Genomic DNA, 10,432 nt, shown 5'->3' on the forward strand with positions numbered 1-10,432 from the left:
GGCCGAAGGTCTTGCCGCCGCCGTCGCCGTTCATGTAGCCGAGCTTGACGGCGTCGTAGACGCCCTGGCTGTACCACTCGTTGGCGGGCACGTCGAGGAAGATCTTCTTGTCGGTGACGTCGATCCGGACGTCCTTGTCCACGACGTAGTTCTTCTCGTCAACCGCGGTGTCGAAGTCGGCGGTGTAGGTGCCGACCTCCTTGAGGTCGACGTCCTTGCCGCCCTTCATGTAGGTCACCTCGTAGGCCTCGGCGGGGACCTCGACCTCGACGTACTCGTCGTCGACCCAGTCGAAGAACCTGTAGGCCGGGGTCAGCACGTCGCCGGTGTAGTAGAGGTAGCCGTCGGGGGTTCCCTCGACGTCGAGGTCCCACACGGGCACGATGCGGTCGATGACGAGCTGGCTCACGTTCAGGGTGAACGTGTCCACCCCGCCGTACTGGAAGTCGAAGGTCTTGCCGGTGACCTTCACCTTGTAGGTCCCGGCGTCGACGGCGGAGTCGACCTCGCTGCCGCCCTTCGTCACGGTGACGTCATAGTCCTCGCCGTTCACGAGCTCGTTGCCGTTCGCGTCCCTCACGACGACCTCGAGGCGGTCGAGCCAGTCGCCGCCGTCGTAGGTGACGGTGGCGCCGTTGCCGGCGAGCTTGCCGTCGAGGTAGAAGTACAGGCGCTCGTCGGCGTCGAGGTCGGCACGGGAGACCCAGACGGTGATGTCCTGGGTGCCGCCGTACCACACGCCGTCCTTCTGGAAGGGCTCGACACGCACGTGGACGGTGTGCGGGCCCTGCTTGGTGAGGTCGCCGTCGACGGTGACGTCGAGCTGCTCCCCGCTGTAGGTGACGCCGTCGAAGACAACGCTCAGCTTGGAGGAGTCGAAGGCCTCGCGGTCGTAGGAGCTGACGTTGATCACCCTCGAACCGGTGATGTCCTCGTCGCCGTACATGAGCCGGTGGGCGCCGCTGAAGACGCTGTCGTTGAGGACGGTGAAGGTGACGCTGGCGAAACCCTTGATGTTGGCGCTGTCGCCAGCGGCGGGGAGGATGGTCACGGTGTTGACGCCGAACCTGTAGTTGACGGCGTCCTGGCGCTCGCCAATCTTGATGACGGCGTCAGAGACGTCGTAACCGCCGACCTTGACCTTGCTCAGGACGTAGGCGTTCGACATGATGTCGCCGTAGCCGTTGCCATCGGAGTCGGGGGAGACGATGTCCTCGATCGTGACGGTTGCGGCCGAGAGGTCGAGCTGCTCGACGACGAACTTGACCTGCTCGCCACCAGGCATAACAGCGAAGTACGTCCCGGCGTCAGTGATCGCGCCGGTGTGAGTGGAGCCGTCGCCGTTCTTCCAAGCGGTCGGGGTCTCGGCGATCCCGTCCTCGTTCCTGAAGGTCAGCTCGCCCTTCTTGTCGAACCCGTCGTAGGTGAGGTTTCCCTCGACGGTGTAGGTGTGCTGCTCGGGGGCGGGGCTGACGACCTTGAAGTTGAAGGTCGCCGAGCCGGCGGTCCCGTCGACGGCGCCGGAGACCGTGACGTGGTAGGTGCCCGGGAGTACGCTGACGACCTGCCCCTTGTTCCCGCGGAGCGTGCCGCCGAAGTAGGCGGCCGCCTGGTCGGCGCTCAGGGTCCCGTTGAACGTGAACATGGAGCCGGTGCCGCGGCTGGCGTCGTAGTACTCCCAGCCCATGGTGAGGCCGGTGAAGCTGGCGGCAGTCGAGGGGTCGGAGCTGTACGTGTCCATCGTGTAGGTGACGGCCCAGTCGTCCTTGACGCGCTGGGTCTCGCCGTCGATCACGAGGGCGGTCGGCACGAGGTACTCGTGCGAGTCGGACTCGAAGGAGACGCCGTTCTTGAGGTCCTCCTCGCTGACGCTCTCGTTGGGCTGGCCATTGGTGGCGCTGGCGATGGTCGCCCCGTCCCAGATGGCCACGGCGAGGACCGAGACCTCGGAGCCGGCGGCGTCGCCCGTGCCGGTCGCCAGCGCGATCGCGGGGACCGCGCCGACGGAGAGGACGCCGACGAGCGCCGCGGTGACGACGCGGCGGGCCTTCCCCCCGTTGTTGGTGCAAGCTGTCATGTGTTGTCTCCTTTTAAGGGGAGACGGGGCATGGCCTGTCTCGGGCGGGATGCGAGAGCTCGGGGCAACGCGAGAAGGCGACGGCCCGAGATTATGATGGGGCCCTTGGGGGACGATCCCGGCACGGGGACTCCCGCGACGTGATGTAAGTTTCCGGGCCGGAAAAGTTACATCACGCCAGCCTTGCTCCCGTCTCCCCTTAATAGGGGGCGGGGGCTGGGCTCCGGCCCCTTGGGGCGGGAGCCACATCTCGTGCGGCTGACAGTGCAAGTGCGTGACTTTGTGCGCTACGAATGGCAACCAGCCCGACGGCATGGTGCCTCTGAAATTGGTGGCCATCATCCTCTGAAACCGTATGGTATCATCCTCTAAAATCGTTTTTCGACCGAGGGGGCGGGATGGCGGACATGACGCGCGGAGCGCTCGCGCCGGAGGGGTACCTGCCGAGGACGTGCGACGGGACCCTCCGGGAGATGCTCGGCGAGTTCGGCGCGGTCGAGGTGGCGGGCACCATGTGGTGCGGCAAGACCTGGACCTCGCTCTCTGTCTCGGAGAGCGTCACGCGGGTGGGCAACCCCGGTGTCCGCCGCGCCGTCGAGGCGGACCCGAGCCTCGCCCTGATGGGCGCGCGCCCCCATCTTGTCGACGAGTGGCAGGACGTCCCGGAGGTCTGGGATGCCGTGCGCGACCGCGTGGACTCCGAGGCGGGCGCCAGGGGGCTGTACGTGCTCACGGGCTCCTCGTCGCCGAGGAAGGAGCGAGTGAGCCACAGCGGGGCGGGCCGCATCGCGCGCCTGCGCATGCGGACGATGTCCCTCCAGGAGACGGGCGAGTCGACGGGCGCCGTCTCGCTCGCCGGGCTCTTCGACGGGCGCTTCGAGCCGCAGCTCGTGCAGCAGCGCCTCGAGCCCCTCGCGCGCATCCTGTGCCGCGGGGGCTGGCCCGCGCTCGTGGGGACCGGCGCGCCCGCGTCCCCCCGCTACCTCGACGCCTACTTCGACGCCGTCTTTGGCGTGAGCGTGCCGCGCCGCGGCCTCGACGGCGCCGAGTCGCGGCGCGTGGCGCTCTCCCTCGCCCGGAACCTGGGCACCTCCGCCAAGTACGAGACGCTGGGAGCCGACGCCTTCGGGGGCGACCTCGCGCCCGAGACCGCGGCGAGGAAGGCGTCCGAGCACGTTGCGGCGCTCGAGGCGCTCTACGTGGTCGAGCCCGTCGGCGGCTGGGACGCGCCCATCCGCTCCAAGAGCCGCCTGCGCACCAAGCCCAAGCGCTACTTCGCCGATCCCTCGCTCGCCGCGAGCCTGCTGCAGGTCGGCCCCGAGCGCCTGCTCGAGGACGGCCAGCTTCTCGGCCTGCTCTTCGAGTCGCTCTGCCTCCACGACCTCGCCGTCTACGCCTCGGCCCTCCCCGGGGCCGGCCCGGACCCGCTCCACTACTACCGGGACTCGGACGGCCTCGAGGTCGACGCGATCGTCGAGCTCAGGGACGGGAGGTGGGCCGGGTTCGAGGTGAAGCTCGGCGAGTCGGGGGTGGCCGCCGGGGCGGCCGCGCTCAACCGGCTGCGACGCAAGGTCGCCGCGAACCCCGCGGCGCGCAACCCCGAGCCCTCCTTCATGGCGGTCCTCACCGGGGCGGGCGAGTTTGCCCGCTACGACGCCGAGGCGGACGTTTATGTGATCCCCCTCGCCGCCCTGGGGGCGTAGGGCCCGGGGCCTCGCCCCCGACCGGGCGACCCCGCGCCTGCCGGCGCCCGGCGGCGCTAGGCCGCGGCCTCCGCCGGGGGCGCGGGCCGGTAGGGCTGGCGCGAGCGCTCCAGCGCAAAGATCACCCGCACGAGCTTCTTGGTGGCGTGGGAGAGCGCCACGTTGTAGTGCTTGCCCTCGGAGCGCTTCTTCTCCAGGTACGTGGCGAAGGTCGGATCCCAGTGGCAGACGTATTTGGTGGCGTTGTAGAGCGCGTAGCGCAGGTAGCGCGAGCCGCGCTTCTCCATGTGGGGGAAGCAGTTCTTGAGCTGGCCGGACTGGTAGGTCGAGGGGGACATCCCGGCGTAGGCCAGGAGCTTGTCGGCGGACTCGAAGCGAGAGAGGCCCCCGGACTCCGCGATGATCATCGCGCCCATCTTGTAGCCCACGCCCGGGATGGTGGTGATGGGAGAGTCGAGCTCGTCCATGATGGAGCGGATGGAGCGCTCGACCTCGCCTATCTCGGCCCCGAGCTCGCGGATGAGGCGGATGGTGTGCTGCAGCTCCATGGACTTCGCGGGCATGCTCGACCCGATGGAGGACGCCGCGGCGGCGCGCAGGTCCTCGGCCATGCCCTCCCGGCAGTGGTGGCGGGAGCTCTCGTCGAGGAGGGCGCGTAGCTCGTGGGGGTCCGCCCCGGCCACCTGGGCGGCGCCGGGGTAGCGCTCCAGCAGCGCGTAGACCGAGACCATGTGCAGGGTGGGCACCATCTTCTCGAGCTCCGGGAACAGGATGCACACCAGCCGCGAGATGGACTGCTTGAGCTTGGCGCGGTCGCGCACCTTGTCGAAGCGGTAGCGCGTGAGCGACTTGAGGTCGGCTATCGTGCGCTCCGCCCCGCGGTAGGGCTCGAGCCCCTTGCCGGAGAGCAGCATCGTGGCGATGTTCCTGGCGTCCACGCGGTCCGTCTTGGTCTTCCGCAGCGTGAGGCTTTTGCGGTAGAGGTTGGCGGAGAGCGGGTTGAGGACGAAGGTGTCAAAGCCGCTGCCCACCAAAAACTCGAGGATGTTGTGGCTGTAGTGCCCCGTCGCCTCGAGCCCCACGCGTACGGGCTCCCCCTCCGGGCGGCACGAGCAGATCCGCTCCGCGAGGCGGGTGAAGCCCTCCTGGGTGTTGGGGACGGTGAACACGTCCGCGAGCACCACGCCCCCCTCCCCGAGGATGAAGCAGTCGTGCTTGTCCTTCGCGACGTCAATGCCAACCGAGACCATAACGGCACCTCCTATGACGCGGCCCGGCGGGGGGCCGGGCCCCCTGACGGACGGCCGGAGCGGCGCGGACGGGCGGGCCCCCTCCGAGGCCGAGGGGGCCGCGCCGCGCGCCCGCGCGGATTTGACGTGCCTGTGCTGCTATTATTTACCCATCGGGACGCGGTCCCCCACGCCTGCCGACCAGCCGCGAGGCGCCGTGGATTGGTTGTTGACTCCTACCGCATGACGGTTCTTGAAAGGCTCCGACCACGGCATCTCGCGGCTGATCTTGGCCGCGGTCGCGTCCGGACGCATCCGGACGTAACCGCATGCGCCGTCTCCTCTTAGGCGGAGGCGGCGGCCGTTTGGGGCCAAGCGCGACCGCATCCCCGAGCCCTGCTCCGCCGACGGCACCGCCCGCGCCCATGTTTGCACGGCCCGCCCGCGCCCTTGGCGCCGGCCGCCCGCGCGCCGCACAGGCCGATTCCATTCAAGGTTTGGCGGCGTTTCGCTTTCGGGTTTGGCGCTGCTCGTCTTTGCCGGTTGATCGCCATTCGGAGTGCGCAAAGTCATGCGCTCCGAATGACGATCAACCACCGGCACGGAGAGCTGGTGTTCTGCCGAACTCGATTGTCGGAAAATGCCGAACAAGATTATCGGAAAATACCGAACGTCACATTCGGAAAATACCGAACGCACTGCTACAATCGACGTGAGCAGAGGAGAGGGGGCCAGATGGCAGGAGGCAGGCTGACGCCGGAGGGGTACCTCCCGCGCGTGGTGGACGAGCAGGTGGAGCGCTATCTCGGGACGTTCGGCGCGGTGGAGATAGCGGGCACCAAGTGGTGCGGGAAGACGTGGACGGCGCTTTCCCACGGGGCGAGCGTGAGCTACGTCGACGACGACCTCGACCTCGCCCGCGCCGACCCCTCGCTCATGACGCTGGGCGAGATGCCCCACGTCATCGACGAGTGGCAGCTCGCCCCCCGGGTCTGGGACGCCGTGCGCCGCGGCGTGGACCGCTCCCGCGGCCTGCGAGGGGGCTGGATCCTCACGGGCTCCTCCACGCCCCTCGCCCGGCGAGGCGGCGAGGCGCCCGCCCACAGTGGCGCGGGGAGGATCGGCCGCATCCGCATGCACCCCATGACGCTCGCGGAGAGCGGGGACTCCACGGGCGAGGTCAGCCTGGCCGGCCTGTTCCGCGGGGAGTTCGCCCCCTGCGCGGCCCCGGGCGGCACCCGGGAGCTCGTCGAGCTGGCGTGCCGCGGGGGCTGGCCCGAGGCGGTCGGGATGGACGTCGCCCGCGCCCAGACGGTCGCCCGCGAGTACCTGAGGCTGTTCCTCACCGAGAGCGCGCCCGCGGCGGGCAGGGACGGCGAGGTGACGGGCAGGCTTGTGGCGTCGCTCGCGCGCAACCTCGGGCAGGCCGCGACCTACCGCACCGTCATCGCGGACATGTACGGCGGGGAGGACGACCCCGCCTCCCTGATCTCGGACGACACCCTGGCGTCGTACCTCTCGTTCCTCAAGGCAAGCTACCTCGTGGAGGAGGTCCCGGGATGGGTCCCGCAGGCCCGCTCGCGCAAGAGGCTCGCCACCAAGCCCAGGCGCTACCTGGCCGACCCGTCGCTTGCCGCCGCGCAGCTCGGCATGGGGCCCGACGCCCTGCTGGGCGACTGGCAGACCTTCGGCCTGCTCTTCGAGGCGATGTGCGTGCGCGACCTCACGGTCTTCGCCCGGGCCCTGCCCGACATAGGCTTCGAGCCGGTGCGCTACTACCGCGACGACTCGGGCCTGGAGGCGGACGCGGTGGTCGAGCTCGCCGACGGCAGGTGGGCGGCCTTCGAGTTCAAGGTGAGCGAGGACAAGGTCGCCGCCGGCGTGTCGAGCCTGCTGCGCCTGCGCCGCAAGCTCTGCGAGAACCCGCGCGCCCGGGTGCGGGAGCCCGAGTTCATGGCCGTGGTCACGGGCGTCTCGCGCTACGCCCGGCGCACCGGGGAGGGGGTCTACGTGGTCCCCCTGCGCTGCCTGGGCGCCTAGTGGGCCTCCCGCCCATGTCGCGCATCCCGGACGTAAGCAACCCATTGGCACGCAACGGCCGGCCGCCCTCGGCCGTCATGCTAAAAACTCGCACGGGATGCAGATCTTTCGCATTGCGGGCGAGCGCGCTACGGGCACGGTCTGATACCATGCTAAAAACTCGCAAGAGATGCAGATCTTTCACATTGGAGCAGACGTGATCGTTCGCCAGAGGTACCTCGACCGGCTCATGCGCTTTCGCGACCGCGACCTCATCAAGGTGGTCACGGGGGTGAGGCGCTGCGGGAAGTCCACCCTGCTCGACATGGCGCGGGAGCACCTGAGGGCGGAGGGCGTCCCGGAGGGGAGGCTCCTGGAGTTCAAGATGGAGTCCATGGAGTTTGACGGCATGGGGGACTACCGGGACCTCTACGCGATCGTGCGCGAGCGGGCCGAGGGCGTGGAGCGGCCGTACCTCTTCTTCGACGAGCTGCAGCAGGTCGAGGGCTGGGAGAGGGCCGTGAACTCCCTTCGCGTGGACCTCGACTGCGACATCTACGTGACCGGCTCGAACGCCTACCTGCTCTCCAGCGAGCTCTCCACGATGATCTCCGGGCGCTACGTGGAGGTGGAGATGCTCCCGCTCACCTTCGCCGAGTACCTCGACTTCCGCGGGGCGGAGTGGTTCCCGGCCGGGGGCCCGCAGGCTGACCTCGTGCGCCTGCGGGACGGCTCCTACGGCACGCTCTCCGCCATGCTGGACCAGTACCGGCGCTACGGGGGGCTCCCCTTCCTCGCGCTCTCGGAGCCGGACGCCGCCGAGCACCGGGCCTACCTCAAGTCGCTCCACGACACCGTGATCGTCCGCGACATCCTGGAGAGGGACCGCCGCCGGGGGGCGCGCAGGCTCACGAACCCCGACCTCCTGCGCAGGCTCTGCTCCTTCCTGGCGGACAACGTGGGCAACGAGAACTCCACCAACAGCATCGCGGGCACCATCCGCGCCGAGGGCGCGCGCGTGGCCAACGAGACGGTGGACGCCTACGTCTCCGCCCTGTGCGAGGCCTACCTCTTCTACCCCGTGAGGCGCTACGACATCAGGGGCAGGGAGCTGCTCAAGACCGGGGGCAAGCACTACGTGGTGGACCCGGGCCTGAGGAGCTACCTCCAGGGCTACCGCGACGCGGACCAGGGGCGGGTCTTCGAGAACATCGTGTACCTGCAGCTGCTCTACGACGGCTGGGACGTCTCCGTGGGCAAGCTCCGCTCCGGCGAGGTGGACTTCGTCGCCACGCGCGGGCCCGAGCGCGTCTACGTGCAGGCGACCGAGGACATGACCGACCCCGGGACCATGGCGCGCGAGCTCGCCCCGCTCAGGGCGGTGCGCGACGCCTACCCCAAGATGGTCGTGGCCATGCGCGGCAGCTACCCCACGGACGTCGACGGCATCAGGATCCTGTCCGCCGCGGACTTCCTGCTGCACCGGGCGTAGCGCGCGGGGCCCCTCGGGCCGCGCCCGACGTCGCCCGCGCGCGGCCTCGGGCATGCCGTGACCTACCGCACCGTTATCACGGACATTTGTGGCAATGAGGACGATCCCGCCCCCGATCTCGGACGACACCCTGGCGTCGCACCCGGCGTTCTTCAAACAGGGCTACCTCGTGGAGGAGGCCCGGAGTTGGGCCCCGCAGGCGCGTAGGCGGCAGGCCTTCCCGTAAGCACGGCGGCGGCGGGCGGAGTAAAATACGGACATCTGTCTGGCCGTGGCCGAAGGGAGGGATCTGAGTTGACGGACGTGGTGGACGCCGCCGAGTACGTTTTGAGCAGGACGGGGTACGTCTCGACGATGAAGCTGCAGAAGCTCGTCTTCTATGCCGACGCCCTCTCGCTGGTCAGGACGAGCAGGCCTCTCTTCCCGGAGGACTTCCAGGCGTGGGTGAACGGCCCGGTGTGCCCCGAGCTCTTTCGCGCCCATAGGGGGCGCTTCATCGTGGGGCCCGGGGAGCTGCGCGCCCAGACGGACGTCTCGCTGCCCTCGGTCGAGGAGCGGTCGCTCCTCGACCAGACCGTCGCCAAGCTCGGGCACCTCGATGGTGAGCAGCTAAGCAGCTTGACCCATTCCGAGCGACCTTGGCGAGACGCCCGCTCCGGCTGCGGCGTCGAGGACAGGTGCAGCGCCGTCATATCCCCTGATTCGATCAGGGGATACTACTCGTCTCCGTGCTGCCCGAATCCACTCTTCTCCGCAACATGACGGAGCGATACTCGAAAAACAGCGTAAAAAGGGCAGGACGCATCCTCTCGAATGAGGGCGCGTCAGCCGATCAGAGGGACTGGGCGCTAGGAGTGGTGAACTGCTGGCGCGCTGCCCACAGGGAGCCTCTCGAGGAAATGAGCGAGCTTCTCGGCAGCGCCATTTCCGAGAGCTTAACCCCCGAGGTACGGGACGCCGTGCTGTTCGGCCGGCTCAAGCGCATCGAAGCGATCGAGAGGAAGCTCCGCCGCGGAGATATGGACATGAAGCTCAACGAGATGAACGACATTGCTGGATGTCGGGTCGTCGCCGAGACCCTAACTGAGGTCGAGGCCATCGTAGAGTCAATCAAGGGCCGGTTGCCCATCTTCCGCGAGAAGGACTACGTGAAGAGGCCCAAGAAAGACGGATACAGGAGTGTGCACCTCATCACCCGCCATAACGCTCAAGCCGCGGGGTATGAAGGCCTGTACTGTGAGACACAGGTTAGGACCAAGCTCCAACATGCATGGGCAACCGCCCTCGAGACATTTGACATTGTGAACAAGTCTGAGATGAAGTCCGGGGGAGGGTCCTCAGATGAGAGGCGCTTCTTCATGCTTGCGTCTGCTCTGCTCTCGATGGAAGAGGGCGCGCCCTGTGTGCCCGGCGTTCCCGAGACGGTCGAAGAGATACGGACTGAGCTCATCAATCTTGACGGGAGGATTCGAGCGCTCGATAGGCTGCGCGCCTGTTCCGGCTCCGTAACGATTCTCCAGCGGGAAGAGTTCTCCGGATCTGCCTACTGCCTCCTCGATATCGACTACGAACTCCAACTCACACACTTGTACGTCTTTACGACAGACGAGGCGATCGAGGCGGCGAGGATGTATGCCGAGCTCGAAAGCGCCAACAGGGAGGGCATGCGCGACGCGCTCCTCGTCAAAGTCGCCTCCCTGCGGGATCTTCGTGACGCCTACCCCAACTACTCGATGGACATCCGGCTCTTCCTTGGTGTGATTGGCTCGCTGACGCAGGCCGGCCGATAGGCGCCCCACCCCCGCCTCCCCTTAAAAGGAGACAACACATGACAGCTTGCACCAACAACGGGGGGAAGGCCCGCCGCGTCGTCACCGCGGCGCTCGTCGGCGTCCTCTCCGTCGGCGCGGTC

At 68.2% G+C, this 10,432-nt stretch carries 7 protein-coding genes; 5 read left to right on the forward strand and 2 right to left on the reverse strand.

Annotation, left to right across the window (positions count from 1 at the left end):
• A partial coding sequence (locus tag B5F85_RS10225) for a hypothetical protein (RefSeq protein ID WP_143786175.1) occupies nucleotides 1-2,077 on the reverse strand: 2,077 nt, incomplete at its 3' end.
• A 398-nt stretch (nucleotides 2,078-2,475) separates the two neighbouring features.
• Here B5F85_RS10225 and B5F85_RS10230 point away from each other — a divergent pair.
• Complete coding sequence (locus B5F85_RS10230) at nucleotides 2,476-3,780, forward strand: DUF4143 domain-containing protein (protein WP_087316944.1); 1,305 nt, start codon at nucleotides 2,476-2,478, stop codon at nucleotides 3,778-3,780.
• 56 nt (nucleotides 3,781-3,836) lie between these two features.
• Here B5F85_RS10230 and B5F85_RS10235 read toward each other — a convergent pair whose 3' ends face one another.
• The gene (locus B5F85_RS10235; protein WP_087316946.1) at nucleotides 3,837-5,030 is read right to left on the reverse strand and encodes an IS110 family transposase; all 1,194 of its coding nucleotides are present in this window, start codon (nucleotides 5,028-5,030) and stop codon (nucleotides 3,837-3,839) included.
• A gap of 714 nt (nucleotides 5,031-5,744) precedes the next feature.
• On the opposite strand from B5F85_RS10235, the gene B5F85_RS10240 reads away from it, so the two are divergent.
• From B5F85_RS10240 to B5F85_RS10255, 4 genes are all read left to right on the forward strand, one after another.
• Nucleotides 5,745-7,049 (forward strand): DUF4143 domain-containing protein, encoded by a 1,305-nt coding sequence (locus B5F85_RS10240; RefSeq protein WP_087316949.1) that lies wholly within the window; start codon nucleotides 5,745-5,747, stop codon nucleotides 7,047-7,049.
• 196 nt (nucleotides 7,050-7,245) lie between these two features.
• On the forward strand, nucleotides 7,246-8,520 hold the full coding sequence (locus B5F85_RS10245; protein WP_204204779.1) for an ATP-binding protein: 1,275 nt from the start codon (nucleotides 7,246-7,248) through the stop codon (nucleotides 8,518-8,520).
• Between the two features lie 303 nt (nucleotides 8,521-8,823).
• Nucleotides 8,824-9,282 carry a type II toxin-antitoxin system antitoxin SocA domain-containing protein gene (locus tag B5F85_RS10250; RefSeq protein WP_239386886.1) on the forward strand — a complete coding sequence of 153 codons (459 nt, stop codon included), beginning with the start codon at nucleotides 8,824-8,826 and terminating at the stop codon, nucleotides 9,280-9,282.
• Nucleotides 9,283-9,419: 137 nt separating this feature from the next.
• The gene (locus tag B5F85_RS10255) at nucleotides 9,420-10,310 is read left to right on the forward strand and encodes a RelA/SpoT domain-containing protein (protein WP_158094605.1); all 891 of its coding nucleotides are present in this window, start codon (nucleotides 9,420-9,422) and stop codon (nucleotides 10,308-10,310) included.
• Nucleotides 10,311-10,432 lie beyond the last annotated feature (122 nt).

The organism is Olsenella sp. An293, from assembly GCF_002159495.1.
Lineage (GTDB): Bacteria > Actinomycetota > Coriobacteriia > Coriobacteriales > Atopobiaceae > Thermophilibacter.

Bases quoted from the DNA above. Each gene is read 5' to 3' on its own strand.
- B5F85_RS10230 (WP_087316944.1), top strand. From the start codon at position 2,476: ATGGCGGACATGACGCGCGGAGCGCTCGCGCCGGAGGGGTACCTGCCG.
- B5F85_RS10235 (WP_087316946.1), bottom strand. From the start codon at position 5,030: ATGGTCTCGGTTGGCATTGACGTCGCGAAGGACAAGCACGACTGCTTC.
- B5F85_RS10255 (WP_158094605.1), top strand. From the start codon at position 9,420: ATGAGCGAGCTTCTCGGCAGCGCCATTTCCGAGAGCTTAACCCCCGAG.
- B5F85_RS10240 (WP_087316949.1), top strand. From the start codon at position 5,745: ATGGCAGGAGGCAGGCTGACGCCGGAGGGGTACCTCCCGCGCGTGGTG.